Genomic DNA, 22,878 nt, shown 5'->3' on the forward strand with positions numbered 1-22,878 from the left:
TCAACGATGAGACTAGCCCAATCGGGAGGATTGATATGAACTCGAAGCTAACGTCGCAGGTCGTTCAATCTCACCTGATGCAAAGCTGTTTTGACCAGCAATCTTCATCTGCCGAGGGTTGTGCCCGCCCGTCAAAGGAAACCGCGATGATCGTGACGCTGGACCAACTCCGTCCTTACGAGTTCAATCCCAGGGTTATGCGCAACCCCAACTATGACGATATCAAAGCGTCGATCCGCCAGCGCGGTCTGGACACGCCGCCACCTATCACCCGTCGCCCCGATCAGGACTATTACATCATTGCCAACGGCGGTAATACCCGCTTGTCAATCCTCAATGAGCTATGGCAAGAAACTCATGATGAGCGGTTTTGGCGTATTCATTGCCTTTACCGACCGTGGGGTGGGACGTCTAAACAGCTTATGCATGGAGAACTGCGATGTCTGATCGGTCATCTGGCAGAGAACGATCTTCACGGTAAATTGAGTTTTATTGAGCGGGCGCTGGGGATCAGTAAAGCGCGAGAGTTGTACCAGCACGTTGAGCAATATCAACTCTCGCAGCGGGAACTGGCGGAACGCCTGAGGAAAGATGGCTACCCGATCAACCAGTCACAAATCAGCCGCATGGAACAGACTCTGGAATATCTGCACCCCTATATTCCTCAAGTACTGTATGCCGGGCTGGGGCGTCCACAAATAGAAAAACTACTTTCCATGCGGACTGCGGCGCTACGAATCTGGGAACAACATGCCACCGATGATTTGGGTTCATTTGAAAATATCTTTTCCTCGGCGCTATCGCTGTTCAATGATCAGCCTGAAGAGTTCTGCTTCGAACTTGTACAGGATGAGCTATTAGGACTACTGAGTCAGGCGCTGAACGTTGATTACAATCTGCTGATGCTGGATCTGGATCCTTCCGAGCAGAAGCGCCTGGCCTTACTCGGCCCCACTCAGGAATCGCCGCTTTATATACAGAAAGAGGCCTCCGCAGCACGTTCTACTGTATACAGACGTAAACCGAGTTCCAAAAGAAAAACGGTTCTCTCTGCGCCAGACTCGCCTCTGGGTTCCACACTAATGTGTGAAAGCAACGATCCCATCATGGATATCTGGTGTATTTCACCCCTAATTGATTCAACCCAGGCATTGCAAGCGCTAAGAAACCAAGTTGCGCGAGAACTGGCGGAGTGTTGTGGCATCGACGGTAAGATATTTCCTGATAACAATGTAGACGATGCCGACTATAAACTTAGCGCGATTACAACAGCCCCAGATGTATATTCCCAAACTCAAGCCCGCGCCTGCAGAGCTCTATTGATGACACTCAATGGGGTTCCCCTAACAGCAGATCTGGCCGCTACTCTAGATCCGATACTACTTATCCGACGCGAACAGAATAGATTCGTGTTCAGCGATCAGTTCCTTATTAAAGCATTCCGGTTAATTCGCATCGTTCGTCGGCTTATGGAATTACAACAGGACGCAAAAAATGATACCAACGATTAACCATGCTATTTTGTCACAGGTGGTGCAAGCCATTAAGGCTGGTAACTTACGTTATTGCGAAGCTTTGGGCTTTAATCATGATGAATTAAACAAACTATGTTCCCTTTCCTATGATGAGTTACTATATCTGACAAATACCTCTTCACATTTTCTAAAAGTGACAGTCAACCATGACGTTCTACGCAAAATGCTTGTTCAGGTACAACAGGAGCACAAACTTCAGCAGATTGTGAACCAGGCAGTGCAATTGGGTGGCTCAATCGCCTTGATTAACCACTACTTCGGTATTCCGACGGCCGAAATTAGCGCTCGCCGTCGACTTATGGGGATCAACATTCGCCAGGGGCGCAGCCAGGCTCCAGATGAAGAAGAAGAAATCGCACTCTGGAAACGCTGGCAAGAGGTGAAAGTAGATAATCTTGATTCAATACAAGCGCTGGAAGTCATGATGCAGCTAACTCGGGAACGATCGCTCTCATTAACCGTCGTCTGGAACCTGATCCGGAAGTGGGAAACGCGTTGAATACCACTTTTAGCAGTTCCATAAATGGAAGGATTATCATGATACATGAACTAAGCAAATCGGTTTAGTACCTCTAGCATCTCATCAAATCCAATCAATTCACTACTAATCAATAGGTAAAAGAGTGATGCCACTGTCATCACAATGCGCATCTAAATCTACAAAAATCGCCATTTCAAATAACCACCCCAGATCTTAAAATGTCTAGCCATTTCGCATCCAGAATTTACGATATTTACAAAGCGCCACATTGAAACACCCCGGATAATCAATCTCCATGTTATCTCTCATATCTATAGTAAGGTTGTATATAAAGATGAAATCAACGGCAGCACATGAGGCTGCTACTATTTATTTTTCATGTCAGAAGAACGACCTTTCCTTGTAGGTTAAAAAACCGAAAATACCGCATTCCCATACCGAGAGACACCATAACGGGCTCTACTGGTTAATTATTCAAATTGAGAAATCAATTTCATAATGTAAAACCCTGCTTGTTTTCATAAAGTAGTTGCTGAGTTAACCAGCTTATTAATCCGATGGGGATGTTTATAAAATGGATGGCATTCAATGTACTTTCTTTTATGTTCCTCACGAATATTTATAAGCTTACTTGTCTGTACCTATAGAATTCCCCTATACATCCAATATGCTAAAGGTTTTGTTATGAACAGAAAAAAAATCTTTTTTCTGCTACCTGCCCTTTTTCTTGCTTTTCAGCAGTCAGCGCAGGCCGCCCATGCAGATTATGAAAATAAAGACTTCCCTTTATCAAACTGTGACTCCTTGACGATAAAGCAGAAGAAAACAGATTGCTATGTCGATTATGCTGTGAGCCATCATTTTTTTTACTGGGGGAAATTCATTTATGGTGTTAATGGTTCCGGCCCAATTGAAGATGGTTTTGCCAAAGCGTATCAGACAAGTCCGAACGAAGAAAAAATTGCTAACAGTTATGCTGCCGCCCAAATACGCAACAAACACGTTAAAGAAGGAATTGCTCTTTATCAGGAAAATTTCAAAAAATTTGGCGATTTTGACTCAGGTTATAATGCGCTGGTTTATCTACGCGCTTTAGCTAAAACTCCAGAGGAACGTCAGCAGGCAACCGGGAAACTACACCAACAATTACAACAACATTTCCCTAACCAAACGGCAAAGTATGACGCTATCCTCGATGCAGCAGACAAGGTGCTTCAGGACACCAATATCATTCATTTCGATATGCCTAAGGTGGCCCATCCGGGGCGCTATCATGCAATTGTCGTTCTGGGTTATCAACTTGATAAAGAAGGAAATCCACAGGAACCGCTAAAAGGTATTATGGCGCAAGCGCTAAAAGTGGCCAAACAGTATCCAGACTCAAAAATTATCGTTACCGGCGGCGTACCCCGCAATAATCGTGTTGAAGCGGAAGTGATGTGGAAATACTTTACCGAAAATGGAATCGCTCCATCACGCATCATACCTGAGGTGCTCTCTTACGACACCGTACAGAACGCTAATTACACAGCGATGATCATGCGTAATTTCAATATACGGGAGGCGACGATCGTGACCCGAGCAGGTCATATCCGCAGAGGTACGGTACTAATGAATAATGCGCTAAAACTGTATGTTCCATGGCAGGTAAATTTGACATCAATGGCATGGAAAGACAGTAATTTCGCCACAGAGGACGACGCAAAAAAACCGCCAAAACTCGGTAGCGGCGATTACCGCTCCACCTATCGGGATGTATTACGGCTTTACCGTCAGGAATATCCAGGCTTCGCCATGTGATAAAACAAATCAAGGATATAGATTATGCAGAAGCGTATTATTGCAGGATTAATCACAGGTTTAATTACAGCGAATAGCCAAGCCGTTACCCTTTATGAAAATAAAGAACAAGGAGCCAAGCTTGATCTTACTGGTTCGTTACGCATGATGTTAGAAAATAGTTCTAAACGCGGCAGGACAGATGGCGATAGCGATTCAAAATTAAAAGATCAGGGTACACGTATCGGGCTGAAGTTTAAACGTGGTCTGGGCGATCAGTTCGAGAGCGACAGCTGGATGAAGAATCTGAGCGCCATCGCCTATTTCGAATATGGCGGAGATACTCAGGCAGCAGAAGATAATTTTCATTTTGACAACAGACAATCTTATGGGGGGCTGAGTTACAAAGGTATTGGTGAACTAGATTTTGGTAGAGTGAAATCCCCCTTCGATTATGTTCATCAGTCTGATTATAGCTATGAATATGGCAGCAGCGGGGCACTTTATTTTGGCGGAGGGAAAATAGCTCGTGTTGGTGGCGGAGATAATAATTTTATCAAGCGAGAATCCAATACTATACGTTTTATGTCTGAACGCTGGCATGGTCTAAAAGTGGCAACATCCTATACCATGCAGACTGGAACAAATATCAATGATATCGATAACGCTTGGGCGATGGCGCTACTTTACGACTCACCCTGGGATCTGACATTAAATGCCGGTATCGCCCAACAGACTACCAATGGTTCAACCGATGCCAACGTCAAAAGCGGGTACACAGACGTGAAAGCGGACAAAGAAAATATATGGGGTATAGGGATGAAGTACAACATCCCACAAATTAATCTCTCACTGGCTCTGGACTATGGTGGTTATCAAATCAAGAACGGTAATAAAGGTAGCAGCAAAGGTTATACCGCTTATCAGGACACCATCAATGTCGATCTTTTCGGAGCTGGTGCTAAGTGGACCTGGGATAAATGGGGTATCTACGGAGTCTATGGACTGCGCGATGGCGATGCGGCGGCTGACAATTATCAGGAAACCCGCACTATTTTTGGCACCGATTATACCTTCAACAAACAATTCATCCTGTGGCTGGAGTACTGCAACATGACCGTCGATTCCGATGATGCGGACGATCGGTACAGTGACGACAAAATTGCTCTTGGCGCACGGTATTATTTCTGACAGGAGAATCATGATGAAAGCTTACACGCTAAGTCTTATTGCACTGGCGCTAACCTCTTCACTGGCGCAAGCCGCAACAGCCGATCTGGTGCTGGATAAAGTCGTAACGCTGAACCGCCATGGTATCCGCCCACAGATGGATACGGCAAAAATCCAGGCAATGTCGCCAGAAACTTTCCCCCATTTTCAGGGCAAAGATGGCGAGCTGACCATGCACGGCTACGCTGCCGTCACACGCATGGGAGATTATTTGCGGGATTACCTGCAGCAACGCCAGTTCCTTAAAAAAGATAGCTGCCTCAATGCCGACGATATTTTTGTCCGCACCAGCGCCAAACAGCGCACCCGTATGACAGCTTACGCCCTGATCGATACACTGTTTCCCGGATGTGGCGTCAAAGTCAGCTCACCCGCCAGCAAAAAAGATACACTGTTTAAACCCATTGATAATGGCGTCGCTCCGCTAGATGTCGCCAGGGCCAGCAACAGCGTCTTACAAAAGATGGGTGGCAGCCTGGAGGCGGCAAAACAGCGTTATGCCGGTGACATAGCAGCGATGCAAAAAATCGTTGACCCCAACTGTAAAGGTGATCAATGCACCTACTCCAGCGGTGAATGGTCGATTAAGAACCTGAAGGATCGCAATATTGAGCTGGAAGGGCCTCTATTCTGGGGTAACGAGTTGGGTGAAACCTTCCGCCTGCAATATGCCGAAGGACTGCCACTGGAACAGGTTGCGTTTGGCCACGTCAAAAATACTGACGACCTGACACGGCTCAACAAACTGCATCAGATTAAGTTCGATCTAATACTTCATGACCCGTATATCGCCGCCCGCGCTGGCTCACAACTACTGAGCCAGATCCTCTATACGCTGGAAAAGGGGTCTGGTTTCCACGACCCCAACGCCAGCCCAGAGATTGCCGCCAGCGCGCCGGATGCACGGATGGTCATGTATTTCGGCCATGACTCCAACCTGACGCCACTGCAAACCCTGCTCAATGTCTCCTGGCATCTGAAGGGCTACCCGAAAGATGATACGCCGCCCGGAAGCACGCTGATGTTTGAACGTTATCGGGATAGCAAAACGCATCAGACGTATATAGGCCTTACCTTTATGACGCAAAGCCTGGATCAAATGCGTCGGCTGGAGCCGCTAAATGTGAAGAATCCACCGCTGCAACAAAAGCTTAATCTGCACTGTAAAAACAGTCCGGACGGCTGGCTGTGCCCGATAGATGAATTTGCCGCGCAGATTAATAGCCGTCTCGATAAGACTGCGATGATTGCGCAGAACTACGCGGAATAGATTTCTCCTAAGTGGTTAATGCCAGAGTACCATAAATACTTCGAGTTAGTTTGAGATGTATCGATTTAATGTGACAGTCAATACACCTACAACCAGAAGTATGGTTGGTATAGCCACTGCTTTTCTTACTTTGGATCCTCATTGGCCTGCTTTGCAGGCCTTTTTTCATACTCACCACCACTGGGACCTAAAACGAGGCACTATTCTGACTGTGTTCAAAGAACATGTCTCAAGCAGTCAGTAACCATTCAACGGGCCGAAGCCGGACCGTCATCTCTTCCAGGATAAATTCCGTTCCTGTCGCAAGCGTGGCCGCTAACCCGACGATGGCTTTTGAAGGATACCGACGCCCCTCAAACTCGATCTCATACAGACGCGCGCTTTTAAACTGATGCGCAACGCCTGCATCGTAAGCGCGAATGGCGGCGATGATGCATTCCCTGGATAAATGGTCCGGTAGTTTTTTCATAAGACATAGCTATCTGATGGCGCGAAGCTTGAGTATAAATAGAAAGCTATGGGCTTTTCGAACAAATAAATAGCAGTGATAGTTAAATCGCGATCCACGTAAACCGCCGCATCTGGTGGGTTGATCGGCAAGGATTTTGCGAGCATCATCGCATTTATTATTGAACGCAAGATCATTCGGCTGTTTGCGCAGGGGATTAGCTACCAGGACATTAGCCGAGAGTTCGAAGATTTATATGCTTTCAGCATGTCAACCGCCACCATCAGTGTAGTACGATAAAGTTATCCCTGAACTAAAACAGTGGCAACAGCACCCGCTGGAAAAGGTTTACCCCTTCGTCTGGCTGAACGTATTCACTATAAAGTCCGTGAGAATGGCCGCTATCAGAGCAAAACGGTTTATACCGTTATGGCGCTGAATCTGGCAGGCAAGAAAGAAACTCTGGGCCGGTATCTATCAGAAAGTAAAGGCGCTAACTTCTGGCTGTCTATATTAAGCGACCTGCAAAACTGGGGCATTGAAGACATCCTGATCGCCTGCGTGGGCGGGCTGACCGGCTTCCCGGAGGCGATAAACAACATTTATCCGCAGACAGAGGTTCAGTTGTGCGTCATTCACCAAATCAGTAACTCGATTAAATACGTGGCCTCAAATGACCATAAAGCTTTTATGGCTGATCTGAAACCGGTATATCGCGCGGGGTCGAAAGAAGCCGCAGAAACGGTGCTGGATGAGCTGGAAGCGAAATGGGATCAGCAGTATCCAGTGTTGCTCAAGTCGTGACGACGCAAGTGGGAAAATCTGTCAGCATACAATAGAATTTAAGAAACACGGAGTCAGTAAAATACTGTACGTGAAAAGTGATGCGGAAAGTTAAAACCTCGGTGCAACGACTAAACTCATTGATAAGTTTTTTACTGCGATAATCGATAGTTTTGCAGACTATAGGCGTGCGAATGAATAGTCACCTAAAGGCTGGCAGGCAATAATTAACAATGCTGTAACAGTTATATGGCTTTCAGGCAGCGTATTATTATACGCTGCCTTTTTCAACTTGCCGTAATAAAGCATGTTTTTGGATAACGATTAAAAAGTGAATAATTGTAAACAGCTTCATTTTTGTAATATGAGTTAGGATAGAAGTTGACTTCTTTGCCAAGCAGAGATGCTAAAATTGCCACATGCAGCCTGTCGGTATTGACAACTTTATACTCTTCAAGAAAGTTTATCATGCAACGGGTAGAATTACGCGCCAGAAATTCATTATCCCAATAATCGCCATTCCAGGTGAGCGAAATATCATGATTGTTTTCTTTGTAGTCTCCAGTTAGAGATTCGGAGTCCGTTCTGAAGCAGTTGGCCTGTTTTTTATAGACGGGTTTAAGTGACAGGTATTTATTAAGATCGAGATAAAATGCCATATCATCAGTAATGAATACGTTCTTGTTTGGTTCGTAGTTGAGAGATTTAATATAATCGAAGGTGATATTTTCTCGACAAAAAACAACAAACTTATCAATATTGTTGATGAATAAATCGCTATACCCTCTGATTGTCGACGGCATTATTATTACTTTATGAAACTTCCCAATATTATTCTGGATAAAGTCATGACCTTCAGAATACAATCCTTCTATCAGGTTTCCTCCGCCTCCAAAAATTAAAATATCAGTTTCAGAACTGTAGCGCTCGCCATCTCTGTAAGGGATATAGGTAAGAGCATTTCGTTCAAAAAAGTCATACGTCGCAGATGCAATTACACCATCACCAGCATTACCAGGGTTTGCCTTATAGACAAATCGATGAGATAGATGATAAGATTTTAGAAGCAAATCAAATTTTAACTTCATATTGGTCATTTTTTATCCTGTTTAACAGAAGCTACCGACTGCTATCTTACACTACTTCAATTCACTAATATCATAGAAAAGTCTAGGTTACAAAGGAAGGGTTACAATGAAGAAAATTCTTATAATGACGCCGGACATTGAGGGGCCTGTCCGTAACGGCGGTATTGGTACTGCTTTCACTGCCCTTGCCACTACTTTGGCAAAAAAGGGGTATGATGTTGATGTATTGTATACATGTGGCGACTATTCTGAATCATCTGTATCGAAATTTAGCGACTGGTCACGTATTTATAGTACCTTTGGTATCAATCTGCTAAGAACCGGACTGATAAAAGAGATTAATATTGATGCACCGTATTTTAGAAGGAAAAGTTATTCAATTTATCTCTGGTTGAAAGAAAATAACACCTATGACACTGTTATTTCTTGTGAGTGGCAGGCAGATCTTTATTACACTTTATTAAGCAAAAAGAATGGAACGGATTTTGAAAATACAAAGTTCATTGTAAATACTCACAGTTCAACGTTATGGGCTGATGAAGGTAATTACCAGCTTCCATATGATCAGAACCATCTTGAACTCTATTATATGGAGAAAATGGTGGTTGAAATGGCGGATGAAGTTGTTAGTCCGTCTCAGTATTTAATTGATTGGATGTTGAGTAAGCACTGGAATGTTCCTGAAGAACGTCATGTAATTTTAAATTGCGAGCCATTTCAAGGGTTTGTGACGAGAGATGATGTTACAGTTAAAATAAATGAAAAGCCAGCTTCTGGCGTTGAGCTTGTATTTTTCGGCCGCCTTGAAACCCGTAAAGGACTTGACATATTCCTGCGTGCATTAAGAAAACTATCTGATGAAGATAAAGAGAGCATTTCTGGAGTAACCTTCCTCGGAAAAAATGTCACTATGGGGAAAACTGATTCATTTACTTATATTATGAATCAGACTAAAAATTTGGGACTCGCAGTTAATGTCATCAGCGACTATGATCGTACCAACGCTAATGAATATATAAAAAGAAAAAATGTATTAGTCATCATTCCATCACTTGTAGAAAACTCACCCTATACTGTTTATGAATGCTTGATTAATAACGTTAATTTTCTCGCTTCAAACGTTGGTGGAATTCCAGAGCTTATTCCGCAGGAGCATCATGCGGAAGTTCTATTTATTCCTACACCTGTCGATTTATACGGAAAAATCCACTATCGCTTAAAAAATATAAATATAAAACCAGGGCTTGCTGAATCACAAGACAATATTAAAGAAGCTTGGTTTGTCGCAGTTGAACGAAAAAACAACCGCACATTCAAGAAAATCGATGAAGCTAACAGCCCGTTAGTTAGCGTGTGTATAACTCACTTCGAACGTCACCATTTGCTTCAGCAAGCACTCGCATCAATAAAATCTCAGACGTACCAAAATATTGAGGTCATCTTGGTTGATGATGGAAGTACGACAGAAGATTCTCATCGTTATTTGAATCTCATCGAGAATGATTTTAACTCTCGAGGCTGGAAAATTGTCCGTAGTTCTAATAACTATCTGGGTGCTGCAAGGAATTTGGCTGCGCGACACGCCTCTGGCGAATATCTGATGTTTATGGACGATGATAATGTTGCTAAGCCTTTTGAGGTAGAAACGTTTGTTACTGCAGCATTAAACTCTGGGGCCGATGTGTTAACCACACCAAGCGATCTTATTTTTGGTGAGGAGTTCCCTTCTCCGTTCCGTAAAATGACGCACTGCTGGCTTCCGTTAGGGCCTGATTTAAATATCGCCAGCTTTAGTAACTGCTTTGGCGATGCTAATGCGCTGATCAGAAAAGAGGTTTTCGAAAAAGTAGGCGGATTTACTGAAGATTACGGTTTAGGTCATGAAGACTGGGAGTTTTTTGCCAAAATATCATTACAGGGATATAAATTGCAAATCGTCCCGGAACCTCTATTTTGGTATAGAGTTGCAAACTCCGGCATGTTGTTAAGTGGAAATAAGAGTAAAAATAACTACCGCAGTTTCCGTCCTTTTATGGATGAGAATGTTAAATATAACTATGCAATGGGGTTGATACCTTCCTACCTCGAGAAGATTCAAGAACTTGAGAGTGAAGTGAATCGCTTGCGGAGCATCAATGGTGGTCATTCTGTCAGTAACGAGTTACAACTTTTAAATAATAAGGTTGATGGTCTTATTTCTCAGCAAAGAGATGGCTGGGCCCATGACCGTTTTAATGCTCTGTATGAAGCAATTCATGTCCAAGGCGCAAAACGAGGCACCAGCCTGGTTCGCCGGGTTGCCCGGAAAGTGAAATCAATGTTAAAATAAAGTAATATTCGGGGCCCGAAAGGGCTCCGCAAAAACAATATTAACTTTCAGCTAATTTTAAATTTGTCTGTAAATAACCCTGTTTTAGTTGCATGCATTTTTGAGTTCCCGGCCAGATTTGCCCCTGGCCCAAATTCAGTGCAGTGCTAAATCAGAGATCTTCGTCTTTCCGGAGACTTCGGATGAATTCAGCCGGAGTCATGTCATTTAATGATGAATGCGTTCTCTCATGATTATATTCCCTGCGCCAGTTGTCGAGTTTGTCCTGCGCATCTTCCAGCGAGAGAAACCAGTGAATGTTCAGGCATTCATCCCGCAGACTGCCGTTAAATGATTCAATAAACGGATTATCCGTTGGTTTTCCGGGGCGGGATAAGTCCATTGTGACACCGTGTTCATACGCCCATTTACCCAGACTTTTCAAAATAAACTCGCTGCCGTTATCTGTCTGAATACGTACCGGCAGACGCTTGCCCAGCACCCGCAACCTTTCCATCACACCGACCACATCCTCGCCTTACAGTGACTTTCCGGCATGGATCGCCACACACTCCCGACTAAAATTATCCACTACAGTCAGCGCCCGGAAACGTGTTCCGTTAAACAGATTATCCGACACGAAATCCATACTCCAGCACTGATCGATACCGGTCAGGACCGGACGTTGCTGACGATGTGCTGCACTGACATGCATGCGGGGGCGCTTTTTGCGCAGGTTGAGGCCTTCCAGACAGTAAATCCGGTGTGTTTTCTTGTGGTTAACAGGCCAGCCTTCCCGCCGCAGCTGAATATGAATACGCGGGAAACCGTAGCTCCGCTATTTACCGGATACGCAGGGTTATCGCCCGATCATCCCGCCGGCTCTGCCAGTGGTAAACGGTTCTGCTCTGCATCAGCAGTCCGCATTCCCGTCGGACACTGATACGGTAAGCCTCCCGCAGAAAATGCACCGCCTGACGTTTCTGAGCCGGCCTCAGAACTTTTGTTTCAGTACCTCCTGCAGCATCTTCTTGTCCAGACTCAGGTTAGACACCAGTTTCTTCAGCCGCAGATTTTCATCCTCCAGTTGCCGCAGACGCCGCAGTTCGGTCACGCCCAGACCGGCGAATTTCTTCTTCCAGTTATAAAAAGTGGCTTCAGAAATGCCCATCTTCCGGCAGACTTCCCCGGCGCGGGTGCCGGTTTCGGCCTGTTTCAGAGCAAACGCAATCTTTTCTTCGGTATAGCGGGTCTTTTTCATGGCGATGTGCCTCTCTGTGAGATGGAAGAAAGACCGGAGACTTCAGTTTAGCCTGGCACTGTTTTCAGGGAGGAGATCAACACCCCCACCGTAGTTCGCGGAAGGATGTAATGAAACGATTGGCGTTAGCCCTGCTTTTATTTATTTTCAAAGAATTGGTTGTAGCTTCCGTTCTCACGCCGGAAGCCGACCATTATGACAGCTATCTGTTAGTCGGCACTTAGCCCGCAACAGCCATTGCTGGAACAACTTACGACCTTCTGTTCCGGCCAGTGTTCTCCAGACTGCAGGCCAAGCGGTGCCATATTCTAAGCAACCACCAAAGGTGAAAGAACATACTCGCTAGATAAGTTCCAGCGTCACCAGCTTTACCAGCAACACCGGCTAACAGGTAACCACAAGTAATTTACCGGTCCGCGATACCGCCGCCCTGATCCAGCTTCATAAAAGACAGGCTCTTGCTCTGTTGGAATGCAGGCAATTGTGGAAATCTCGTCTGCAACTGACCGTGCGGATAAACACTATCCATAGCTGGCGACCTGCTCCCATTGATTAACATACTTTGATTTTATTACAATTGCTCATTTACTCGCCAACACCAAAAACTTACACTTCCCACATGGAATTAAAAGCAAAAATAAGGATAAGGACGAATGGCTATTGGTCATTTTTTATTTAGGGGTGATAAGACCGCTTGCGGTGGCAGGATTCTTGAAGGATGCCCCAACCATCAATTTTTCGAGAAAGATATGGCATGTGAAGGCCATAAAGTAACCTGCGGCAAACATCCAGGGCATTATCGTATCTGCGGTGGCCTTGATAGTGACGAAATACATGGTAAAAGAGTAGCCGGAACACTGCACAGCCGTAGTTCCTGTCCCTGCAAATCACGTTTTATTCCTTCCATCGATGACACTTATGAATTTTCTACAGGGGCAGCGAAAGCCGACACAGCCCAATCTCAAGTCGTCGAATTTCCCGTTCTCCCCCGCCCGATTTATGATCCCCAAGCTGATAATGTGACTGACACCTGCAAGTCAGAAGATAACCCGCTGCTGAACGGCGTTTATATATGGACTGAAACGACAAGTGCAGGTCATGTTTTCGTTTCAGTGCATGAGAATAACAATATCTTCCTCTACACCTATGGACGCTATGGACGCACTGATAAAAGTACCTTCACTGGGGATGGGATTTTAGACTTTTTCCAGGATGAAGATGCGCGTAAGTATTACCGATACGAACTTTATGAAATGGGAGCTCGCGCTTTCCGCATTGATGATGCAGATCCTAAAATAATCCGTAAATTCTTCGAAAACCTTTGGAATGGCGGTGTAACACCAATTCAAACGCCAAACATGCAAGATGGTACAAAGCGAAGAGGCCGAACCATTGATAAGTATGATGTCACTGGTAGCAACTGTACCACTCACTCAGCCGAGGGGCTCAAGTTTGCTGGCTCAAAGGTATTCGAACACGGTTACACATCCACGACAACACAGCTACCAATCGACATAGAAGAAGATTTTACTATTCCGGTTTCACTGCAAAGATATCTTGAATCAAAGAGTGCAGACTTCTCATCAATCCTCGTTGTCGAAATGACTAATACATTCAAACAGCAGTACCCTAACACCGAGAACAAAAGCCCTCAATCAATAGGAGGGAGTGCAAAAATTCAACAATCTGCTGCCGATTCCGCTGCTGTTGCTGGCTCAACATCCCCCTACTCAGGCGGTACAGTAGGCGGTTCATTGGGAAGCACTTACGATGATGAATAAGAAGTTCTGGATCAGATGGGTGAGTATCGCGCTGATCTGTGCAGCGTATTACGCTATCGTGCTTTATTTCGATCTGGTCTTCGCTCTTAACTTTACAGAGACAATGAGTCAAGGCGGAGAATTTACCCCTTCTCAATGTACCTGGTTTGTTAAGGAGCTAGCGCAAAATCACTCTGATTCGGCTTTAGCCTCCATCATTGGTTTCGCTGTCTGCGTCCCTTTGATCCTGCTCATCTTCAAGAAAGTGAAATGACTGTCAAAGGCTGGCGAGATCCAGCCTTTTCCTTCCTCCCTCATTTTAGACAATATGTAGTGGCACACTGAATTTGGCCACCCTGGACTGCCCCCACCACTCCGGTAGACGATTCTGCCCTAAAGTTTGAGTAAAGGAGGTTCGACTGGCGCTTCGTCAACATCATCACCCGCGCCCTGGTGGCACTGGGCCAGCGCCCGGACTACGCCCGTATCGCCCGCCACGTTATCAACATCGACGAACTATTTATCGACTACGCCCGCGTCTTTTTGCCCAGCCACGACCGCCAGGCATGGGACAACGTGGTACGGATTGCCGGTGGCATCACTGAGAAAAACACGCCACGTAATCTTCAGGGAAGGGACAGCTACGTCGTCGCGCTGGAGCAGTACCTTTCAACCACCCGATTACACGACACGATCCTCGACGGTCTACGTACTGCCGTGCGCTATGACAAAACCTATTTCGATAAGATCGTCGCCTCGCTGCTGCCACTGCTGGAAAAACTGACCACCAGAAAAATCTCCCAACTGCTGGCCCCGGACTACGGCGACCTTAACGACCCGCGCCCAGTATTCAACTGGCAGCAGGCCATTCGCCAGCGGGCGATTATTTATGTCGGGCTGGATGCATTGTCTGACGCAGAAATTGCCGCCGCTGTCGGCAATTCAATGTTCGCCGATCTGGTCAGCGTCGCCGGACATATCTACAAGCACGGCGTGATGGATGGCCTGCCGCAGACGGAAGAGAACCCGGCCATCAACCTGCACTGCGATGAGTTCAGTGAACTGATGGGCGATGAATTTATTCCGCTAATAAATAAAGGCGGCGGCGCAGGTGTAGAGGTTACGGCCTACACCCAGACGCTCTCCGATATAGAAGCCCGCATCGGCGACCGCGCCAAAGCGGACCAGGTCGTCGGCAACTTCAACAGTCGGATCATGATGCGGGTGCGGGAATCTGCCACCGTCGAATTGTTGACGAAGCAACTGCCGCAGGTGGATGTGCTCAGCAACAGCATCAGTTCCGGCGTTACCGACAGCGCCGACGCACAGGGCAATATCAGTTTTTCCAGCAACACCCAGGATCGGATGAGCAGCATACAGGTGCCGTTACTGGAACCCGCCTCACTGGTACAGCTTCCCAAAGGGCAGGCGTTCGCTCTGCTGGAAGGTGGTCAGCTCTGGAAGCTACGCATCCCATTACCGGACGCAGCACACGATCCGCTGATGCCGGAGAACATCGCTCAAATCACCCGTTATATGGAAAAACAATACGACAGCGCGCCCGTATGGTGGAACCGCCCGGAGACAGTTGTAACGGCGAAAAATGACCCTATTTTATGGCTGTACGACAGCGAAACCACGGAGAACCATACCGATGATACCCCGGACACACCGCCAGCTCGTGAGCGTTGAAGTGATGTGGCCTGCGCAAACTCTGCCTCTTCCCCTGCAACAGGCGGTGGAAGCGCTGACGCAGGGAGAAACGCCCGACCAGATTATCGCCCAGATGAATTTGCAGGGCTTTCAGGCATGGCGCGAAGCTACATCGCCGCAAGGCGAACACGACATTTTTCAGATACGACTGGATGAGGCACACGAGGCACGGTTCCTCTGCCGCTACATTACTCTGCCGCTGCACTGATGCCCGAACATGCGCCACCAGGCCCCGTGCGTCGCCCCGGACTGCTCGGCTGGATAGCATTACTTCCCGGCGTGCTGATCGGTTTTTGCCTCGGCGCGTGGATGCTGGCGATAACGCTGGAGTGGCTGGGCGAGGCGTTTTTCTGGCGGAACACCTGCGCCAGTCACAGTGAGCAGGTATTGCAGGTGACATGGCAGTGGTGGAAAAGCTCTGCTGGCGCACCGATGTGGTTAGTAGAAGACCTCGCGATTGTCAGCGATACGTTGCAGAAAGGGAGCGCGGCGCTGATTGCTTCTCTCAGTGGTCAAAGCGGGTTGTTCTGGACGGAGGCTGTCACGACGGTAATCCGCTGCGCGTTACAGTCTGCGAGCAATATCACCCTCACCTTTCTGCTACGGCTGGTGGTTCTGTTGCAGGCACTGCCGCTATTTGCGCTGATTATCGTCGTCGGGCTTATTGACGGGCTGGTAAGACGCGACTTACGGCGGTTCGGCGCAGGCCATAAGTCCGGGTTTGTTTATCACCACGCCAGGCGTATGATCGGCTCCAGCCTCGCGGCAACGGGGCTGGCGTGGCTGGCGGTGCCGGTTTTTCTTAAGCCATCATATATGTTAGTACCAAGTGCGGTGATCACCGCACTTTCGGTATCACTGGTTTTGGGAGCGTTTAAAAAATATATCTAACACTTTTGTCCAAAATTGTTGAAATAATATCATCCCAAAGTTTCCCTAGTTAGATTAGGAACATTCATCAAACGAACTAGAGATCACTTCTTTCAAATCAGAAAATGCTCTGGAATCTTCGAATTTATGAGTTATAACAAGCAACTCAGAAGAGGCTTCTATAAATACAGGTTCTAACCCTTTTATAATATCACCATCATATGAATGAATAATATGACAAATCAACCCTTCAAAGTAGAATCTGAATGTATCTACTTCAATATCACCTATTACTTGCTTTTCATAAATTGGGGTCCGATTATGATGAACTCCTATGTTAGATATTTGATTGATATACATTGGAAGAAAACCAGGTTCACCTGATTCCTTTCTTACTATCATTAGTTTAAGAACATCCAGCTCTTGCTGAGGAAGATATATATCAGACATTTCTTCTCTCTGAGAAGCAGCAGCTCGCCACAACAAACTAATAAAAAAGAGCCTTACTAATTTAGTATTCAAACCACTTACAGTTCTTACTGGTTCATCCAAACGATAACTTGTCGGAGAATTTTTCCATTTAGGACCAAAACCACTCCATATTAGTTTATGTTTTCTAAGTTCACTGATAGCCAAATCGTCTATTTCACTGAGTATTTTTTCACCTTTAGCAGTTACTAAATTATAATCATACCAACTATTAGAACGCCAAACAGGCCTTGTATTGAGAGATGTTTCTCTGTATCGCTCACCATTGTCACTTAATTTCGTTACGGCTTTTGGTAATATATGCGATCGCTGAAAAGGGCCAAAATCTCCTGTTAGCTGACAAACCCCACTCTTTTTTGTTTTTTTCTTTTTTATCATGTCATGTATCACCTGTTCAAAACCATCTAACTACAACTGGACTGACCCCATGCCTGTAGACAAATTCTGTCCTCACGACGAGGCCTGTTCGAAGGCCTCCGGACTGACGCCGCCGAGATGACTGTGGCGCGGGGCCCGGTTGTAGAACACTTCAATGTAATCGAAGATATCCGCCCGGGCCAGATCCCGGGTTTTATATATGCGTTTTCTGATCCGTTCTTTTTTCAGCGAACTGAAGAACGATTCGGCCACCGCATTATCCCAGCAGTTGCCACGCCAGCTCATGCTCGGCGCCAGGTTATTGGCCCGGCAGAAGCGCTGCCAGTCGTCACTGCCGTACTGGCTGCCCTGATCGCTATGTACGATAACCTCGCCGTCCGGTTTTCGACGCCACACGGCCATCATCAGAGCGTCCAACGCGAGTTCGCGAGAGAGCGTGGGTTTCATCGACCAGCCAACCACGTTACGGGCGAAGAGATCAATAACCACCGCCAGATACAGCCAGCCCTGCCTGGTGCGGATATAAGTAATATCGGTGACCCAGATCTGATTGGCCCGGACAACGGTAAACTGCCGCTGCACACGATTAGGCGCAACCACTGAAGGTCTGCCAGCGATACGACGCGGAGCTTTATAGCCGCGCACGGCTTTAATCCGGTTCAGTTGCATAATACGGCCCACCCGGTTTTTACCGCAGTTTTCCCCGATTTCGTTCAGGTCGCCATGAACCCGACGGTAACCGTATACGCCTCCGCTCAGTGAATAGGAGTCACGGATAAGCGTCAGCAGACGCTGGTTATCTTTATCCCGCGCGGAGACCGGGTTATGCAGCCACGCATAAAACCCGGCCCGGGCAACGCACAACACCCGACACATCGTCATGACACCCCATACAGTGCGGTGCTCATTGATAAAGCGGTACTTCAGTCGGGCTCCCTTGCAAAGTACCGCGCGGCCTTTTTCAGTATGTCCCGTTCTTCCTCAGTGCGCTTCAGTTGGGCCCTGAGCTTCAGGATCTCGCTTTTCGCTTCCAGTAAATCACGGGCATGCTGCTCGCTGTTATCGGGTTTAATAGCCCGCAACCACTTATAGAGACTGTGTGCTGAAACGCCCAGCCGATCAGAAACTTCGGCGACGGAATAACCGCGTTCCGTTATCTGACGGGCGACTTCTTCCTTAAATTCAGGTGTAAATCGTGGTGTGCCCATACGCTCCTCCTATGCTTAAACTATAGGGCAGGATCGTCTATCGGGGCGAGGGCAATCCATTACTAACTGAAGGTTGTATCTAATCCTGGGGGCAGGTCAGTGCGAACACAACTCCCCGTACTTTCCTCTTCCAACTCAAAATCATCGCACCTTGCTGACCCAAGAAGGGAGCATGCCCTACATTAGTATCCGTACAGCTCATACTCTATTGATATCAACAGCGCTTCAGCACAACAAAGTAACTTGATAATCGCGACTTAAGGTGAAGATGCCAAAAACTCGTTTGAGAGCAATCAATTCAATGACATGTCAAAACTGTACTTTCCATTGAAAATCTGACTCATGGCACTTGGCTGCAAACTCATGCTTGGTAAGATAGATCATAAAACAGCTCATTGGCTACCTTGTAAGAAATGTGGCATCAAAGGAAAATTACGATGGATCTTGTTGATAGTATTGAAGCAGGCAAGCTGACGATCAGTGAATTGATTGATGCCCTGGCGAAAGATAAAAATTACTCAGCTTCCAAGTGGGATCAGCGATACCGTGAATTTACGACCTTGCTACAACAAACCTCAACTTTTACTGAGCCTGAAACGGATGATTTAGTTAAGAGGCTCTGGTATGAACGTGATAACGGTATTGCCAGTATTCGTCAGGGCGTTCCATCATTAGCAGAATATCAGCAAAGCCTCCCATTGCTTAGAGAACTCACCGAACGTATTCGTCAGCAACCGAATGAAGCAACCTACCAATACGTAGGCAGTGCGCTACAACAGGCTAAAGAGACCGGAGAGCTTAAGCGCATGTATTGGAGTTTAAGAAATCGCGTCTTTGCCGCGTTCTCGCCAGAAAACTACACCAGTACTGTGGATGAGAATGCTTTTAATAAAGCAGCAGAATTCCTAAATCAACACTTCCATCTCGGTTTGGTACTGACCGGAAATTGGTTACAGAAAAACTATGAATTGAAACAAGCCATACACGCCCAATCTCCTAACAAAGATCCTTATTACGTGAATATGGCCATCTGGCATCTCTATGAATTGCTCCGTGAACGCGATAATGAACAAAAGCAGGAGAAAGTAGCTAGCACGACATCCATAACCAGCAGTGAGCCCATCGAGAACGAGACCATTCCACATTCACCAACTAACGTGATCTTCTTTGGCCCCCCAGGCACTGGCAAGACCTTCACGTTGCAGCAAAAAATGAAAGAGTACACTTCTCATGCAGTTCCTGCTGATCGTGATGCCTGGCTGGATTCTCGCCTTGAATCGTTGAACTGGATGCAGGTTATAACGCTGGTGCTGCTCGATCTTGGGAAACGAGCCAAAGTTCGCCAAATTATTGAACATATGTGGTTTCAACGTAAGGCATTATTAAACGGTCGTAATGGCAACCTATCGAATACTGCCTGGGCAGCTTTGCAATCCTATACAGTTCCCGAGTCGTTAACCGTTGATTATAAGAATCGGCGTGAGCCTGCCGTATTTAACAAAACAGATAACAGCGAATGGTTGATAGTTGATTCACAGCTCGAGCAAGTGGAGGATTTGGTAGAGCTCTACGCCGAACTTAAACGCGGTCCAAAATCTGCCGAAGCTATACAGCGTTTTGCAGTGGTTACGTTCCACCAATCTTACGGCTATGAAGAATTTATTGAAGGTATACGCGCTCGCTCTGACGAGAGTGGCAATATCTCTTATCCCATTGAGCCGGGTATCTTTATACGCCTATGTCAGCGTGCCAACGCCGATCCAGGACATCGCTACGCCATTTTCATTGATGAGATCAATCGCGGCAACATCTCCAAGATCTTTGGGGAACTGATCTCACTCATTGAAGTAGACAAGCGTGCTGGTATGTCTAATGCAATGAGCCTGCAACTATCTTATAGCGGTGATCACTTCAGCGTCCCCGCCAATGTCGACATCATCGGAGCCATGAATACAGCGGACCGTTCTTTAGCTCTGATGGACACGGCTTTGCGCCGTCGCTTTGACTTTGTCGAAATGATGCCTGATCTCTCTTTACTGAGTGGAGCTAAGGTGAAAGGCATAGAGCTTGAGTCATTGTTAGAGAAACTGAATAGCCGCATCGAAGCGCTTTACGATCGCGAACATACACTGGGGCATGCGTTCTTTATGTCGGTAAAAAATGCACTCGATGCCGGTGATGAAGAAGCTGCGTTTAAACAATTGAAGATCGCATTCCAGAAAAAGATCATTCCCCTGTTGCAGGAATACTTTTTCGATGACTGGAACAAGATCAGGCTAGTGCTGGCAGACAACCAGAAACAAGACGACAGCCTACAATTCGTGATTGAGAAAACCGACGATCTCGATACGCTTTTTGGTAACAACCATGGTTTACGACGCCATGATCAGCAATCAACAGCTTACGAGCTTAAAGATTTCGATCAAGAGATCTGGAATATTCCACAGGCTTATCGTTCAATTTATCAGCCCCAGCAGACTCCCCTTGATGAGCGGGCTGTAAATCATGGGTGAAGTTATCTCCGTTTTTGAATATGACCTACTGGGGAGTGGAAAAGCGGCTTCAATTGGCGCAAAGCTGGTGCCTCAACAGGTCTTTAATTATTTAGAAGCGCTTAGCCTGGCAAGTAATCAAGGGAGCCAGTTTCTCAAACTCACCTCTCGCTCAGGCTTCAAATTGCTTCAGGTGCAAAACTACGCGGGGATGCTTTCAACACCTCACGGTTTCCAGCTTGAGATACTGCCCAAGGTTGGTAAAAACCTCATAGCGGCTAATGCGCGTCAAACATTACTGACGATGCTAAGCTATCTGCCTGGGTTTCGACATATTCAAACCCAGCAAGCCACTCTTCAGGCTCAGCGTATGCCTTTGCTTGAGATTTTTATTTACCAGTTTTTGCGTAGCGTTAGCCAATTACTTAAACAAGGTTTACGCTCCGACTATGTGAGCGAGCAAGGTAACCTGGCTTTTATGAAAGGCAAGCTGATTCTTTCTGCACAGCTGCGACATAACGCGGTGAATCGCCATAAGTTTTGTGTCGATTATGATGACTACATGCCTGATTGTGCCGCCAATCGGCTCTTACACTCCGCGTTAGATAAGCTTCTTAGTCTAAAGCTGTCATCAGAGAATCAACGCTGGCTTTACGAACTGCGCTTTGCGTTTGACGGTATTCCACTTAGCCGGGATATTGAACGTGATATAAACAACTTACGCCTCGAGCGTGGTATGGCTCATTACAACGAGCCAATGGCGTGGGCGCAATTGATCCTGAGAGGAATGAGCCCGAGCGCCTTGCAGGGAAATACCAAGGCGATATCCCTCCTGTTCCCTATGGAAGCGGTGTTTGAATCCTTTGTTGCACAAACACTCTCCTACGAACTTCCTCCTCACCTTAAAGTTTTACCTCAAGCAGCAACTTATTCTTTGGTAAAGCATGGACTTAAAGATTGCTTTAAGCTTCGCCCCGACTTGCTGATTCAATCACACAAACCAGTTCAAACCAAAATGGTGATGGATACAAAATGGAAGCTGGTGAATAGCAGCCAGCAGACAAAATCACTCTATGGACTGGCACAAGCTGACTTCTATCAAATGTTTGCCTACGGACAAAAATATCTTGGTGGGAATGGCGAAATGTATCTGATTTACCCTGCGCATGATGACTTTAGCCAACCGATACCGCAGCATTTTGCTTTCTCGGAGACATTAAAATTATGGGTTGTGCCATACCGGATAATGGCAAAATGCGGTGAGAGGATGATGTGGCCGAATGACGTGTCCTGTACAATGAGCCCCAAACTGGATCGGATGGCTGCTTCAGTATCCTATAGTGGAGGCATGAGATGACCCATGAATACCAGCGGCAAAGCCTGGAACAACTAATTACTCAGCAAACAGCAGCGCCCAGAAGCGCTGCCGCTGTATTTAACGAGAACCAAACTCTCTGGCAAACCCTTGGCTTTAGCCAGTCTCAAGTTTCGCTATGGCTTGCCTCATTGCCTCAAAGCAATCATCTAAAAGAGTCCACAACGGCAACCTACCAGGTTACACCTGATGTTGCGGCACATTTGATATCATTGTTACAACAAGCTGGTGGGCGCATGCCCCTGGCACAAGTACTGAAAAAGCTCCCTGCTGGTATTACAACCAGTGAACAGCAGATACGCAAACTGGCGCTGAAGCATGCGCAGTTAGAGACTAAAGGTCCCTTGCTGGTATTGATAAATTAGCCGGCACTTGTAGTAACCGTTGGCGGTATTAAAGGATTTTAGAAA

The 22,878-nt window shown here is 46.4% G+C and carries 16 protein-coding genes and 4 pseudogenes; 15 read left to right on the forward strand and 5 right to left on the reverse strand.

Annotated features, from left to right (window positions below; all coding sequences use genetic code 11):
• The first annotated feature begins 35 nt into the window (after positions 1 to 35).
• From AB1E37_RS22425 to AB1E37_RS22445, 5 genes are all read left to right on the forward strand, one after another.
• Positions 36 to 1,511 carry a ParB family protein gene (locus tag AB1E37_RS22425; RefSeq protein ID WP_009309828.1) on the forward strand — a complete coding sequence of 492 codons (1,476 nt, stop codon included), beginning with the start codon at positions 36 to 38 and terminating at the stop codon, positions 1,509 to 1,511.
• Positions 1,495 to 2,034, forward strand: coding sequence for a DUF2857 domain-containing protein (locus tag AB1E37_RS22430; protein ID WP_004222304.1), 540 nt, complete (start codon positions 1,495 to 1,497; stop codon positions 2,032 to 2,034). Before AB1E37_RS22425 ends, AB1E37_RS22430 begins: the two co-directional genes overlap by 17 nt.
• A 666-nt stretch (positions 2,035 to 2,700) precedes the next feature.
• Positions 2,701 to 3,816 (forward strand): YdcF family protein, encoded by a 1,116-nt coding sequence (locus tag AB1E37_RS22435; protein ID WP_014599026.1) that lies wholly within the window; start codon positions 2,701 to 2,703, stop codon positions 3,814 to 3,816.
• 24 nt (positions 3,817 to 3,840) lie between these two features.
• Positions 3,841 to 4,986 (forward strand): porin, encoded by a 1,146-nt coding sequence (locus AB1E37_RS22440; protein ID WP_014599025.1) that lies wholly within the window; start codon positions 3,841 to 3,843, stop codon positions 4,984 to 4,986.
• Positions 4,987 to 4,996: 10 nt separating this feature from the next.
• Entirely contained in the window at positions 4,997 to 6,295 is a 1,299-nt protein-coding gene (locus AB1E37_RS22445; protein WP_020802331.1) for a histidine-type phosphatase, read from the forward strand.
• A 286-nt stretch (positions 6,296 to 6,581) separates the two neighbouring features.
• Here AB1E37_RS22445 and AB1E37_RS22450 read toward each other — a convergent pair.
• A pseudogene (locus AB1E37_RS22450) lies at positions 6,582 to 6,764 on the reverse strand (HNH endonuclease); the annotation flags it as partial.
• 159 nt (positions 6,765 to 6,923) lie between these two features.
• On the opposite strand from AB1E37_RS22450, the pseudogene AB1E37_RS22455 reads away from it, so the two are divergent.
• Positions 6,924 to 7,544 (forward strand): annotated as a pseudogene (locus tag AB1E37_RS22455) (transposase); the annotation flags it as partial.
• A gap of 269 nt (positions 7,545 to 7,813) precedes the next feature.
• Here the strand turns inward: AB1E37_RS22455 and AB1E37_RS22460 are convergent.
• Positions 7,814 to 8,623, reverse strand: a complete 810-nt coding sequence (locus AB1E37_RS22460) for a polysaccharide pyruvyl transferase family protein (RefSeq protein ID WP_004177598.1) — start codon at positions 8,621 to 8,623, stop codon at positions 7,814 to 7,816.
• A 97-nt stretch (positions 8,624 to 8,720) separates the two neighbouring features.
• Between AB1E37_RS22460 and AB1E37_RS22465 the strand changes: the two genes are divergently transcribed.
• On the forward strand, positions 8,721 to 10,943 hold the full coding sequence (locus AB1E37_RS22465) for a glycosyltransferase (protein ID WP_004222296.1): 2,223 nt from the start codon (positions 8,721 to 8,723) through the stop codon (positions 10,941 to 10,943).
• A 151-nt stretch (positions 10,944 to 11,094) separates the two neighbouring features.
• Here the strand turns inward: AB1E37_RS22465 and AB1E37_RS22470 are convergent.
• Positions 11,095 to 12,183: pseudogene (locus tag AB1E37_RS22470) on the reverse strand (IS3 family transposase).
• Positions 12,184 to 12,836: 653 nt separating this feature from the next.
• On the opposite strand from AB1E37_RS22470, the gene AB1E37_RS22475 reads away from it, so the two are divergent.
• From AB1E37_RS22475 to AB1E37_RS22495, 5 genes and pseudogenes are all read left to right on the forward strand, one after another.
• On the forward strand, positions 12,837 to 13,964 hold the full coding sequence (locus tag AB1E37_RS22475; protein ID WP_029884607.1) for a PAAR domain-containing protein: 1,128 nt from the start codon (positions 12,837 to 12,839) through the stop codon (positions 13,962 to 13,964).
• On the forward strand, positions 13,954 to 14,217 hold the full coding sequence (locus tag AB1E37_RS22480) for a hypothetical protein (protein ID WP_004192273.1): 264 nt from the start codon (positions 13,954 to 13,956) through the stop codon (positions 14,215 to 14,217). Before AB1E37_RS22475 ends, AB1E37_RS22480 begins: the two co-directional genes overlap by 11 nt.
• Before the next feature lie 146 nt (positions 14,218 to 14,363).
• Positions 14,364 to 15,635, forward strand: a pseudogene (traD, locus tag AB1E37_RS22485) (conjugative transfer system coupling protein TraD); the annotation flags it as partial.
• On the forward strand, positions 15,598 to 15,864 hold the full coding sequence (locus AB1E37_RS22490) for a hypothetical protein (RefSeq protein ID WP_004222284.1): 267 nt from the start codon (positions 15,598 to 15,600) through the stop codon (positions 15,862 to 15,864). The pseudogene traD and the gene AB1E37_RS22490, both read left to right, overlap by 38 nt.
• Positions 15,864 to 16,547, forward strand: coding sequence for a TIGR03747 family integrating conjugative element membrane protein (locus tag AB1E37_RS22495; RefSeq protein ID WP_029884609.1), 684 nt, complete (start codon positions 15,864 to 15,866; stop codon positions 16,545 to 16,547). Before AB1E37_RS22490 ends, AB1E37_RS22495 begins: the two co-directional genes overlap by 1 nt.
• 54 nt (positions 16,548 to 16,601) lie before the next feature.
• Here AB1E37_RS22495 and AB1E37_RS22500 read toward each other — a convergent pair whose 3' ends face one another.
• On the reverse strand, positions 16,602 to 17,393 hold the full coding sequence (locus AB1E37_RS22500; RefSeq protein ID WP_021464743.1) for a hypothetical protein: 792 nt from the start codon (positions 17,391 to 17,393) through the stop codon (positions 16,602 to 16,604).
• 72 nt (positions 17,394 to 17,465) lie between these two features.
• Positions 17,466 to 18,601 (reverse strand): IS3 family transposase gene (locus AB1E37_RS22505; protein WP_166690396.1). Its coding sequence is split into 2 segments (ribosomal slippage): positions 17,466 to 18,355 and positions 18,355 to 18,601, totalling 1,137 coding nucleotides; the frame shifts between segments, so codons are not numbered across the junction.
• 437 nt (positions 18,602 to 19,038) lie between these two features.
• Between AB1E37_RS22505 and AB1E37_RS22510 the strand changes: the two genes are divergently transcribed.
• The 3 genes from AB1E37_RS22510 to AB1E37_RS22520 are packed head-to-tail and all read left to right on the forward strand — an operon-like array spanning position 19,039 to position 22,833.
• Positions 19,039 to 21,114, forward strand: a complete 2,076-nt coding sequence (locus AB1E37_RS22510) for an McrB family protein (protein WP_004222275.1) — start codon at positions 19,039 to 19,041, stop codon at positions 21,112 to 21,114.
• Positions 21,107 to 22,450, forward strand: coding sequence for an McrC family protein (locus AB1E37_RS22515; protein WP_004222271.1), 1,344 nt, complete (start codon positions 21,107 to 21,109; stop codon positions 22,448 to 22,450). Before AB1E37_RS22510 ends, AB1E37_RS22515 begins: the two co-directional genes overlap by 8 nt.
• A complete protein-coding gene (locus AB1E37_RS22520; RefSeq protein ID WP_004222267.1) occupies positions 22,447 to 22,833 on the forward strand; it encodes a hypothetical protein in 387 nt (128 codons plus the stop codon). The genes AB1E37_RS22515 and AB1E37_RS22520 overlap by 4 nt, the downstream gene beginning before the upstream one ends.
• Positions 22,834 to 22,878: the final 45 nt, after the last annotated feature.

This window comes from Klebsiella sp. Shm-1 (genome assembly GCF_040804525.1).
In the GTDB taxonomy this organism is placed as follows: domain Bacteria; phylum Pseudomonadota; class Gammaproteobacteria; order Enterobacterales; family Enterobacteriaceae; genus Klebsiella; species Klebsiella pneumoniae.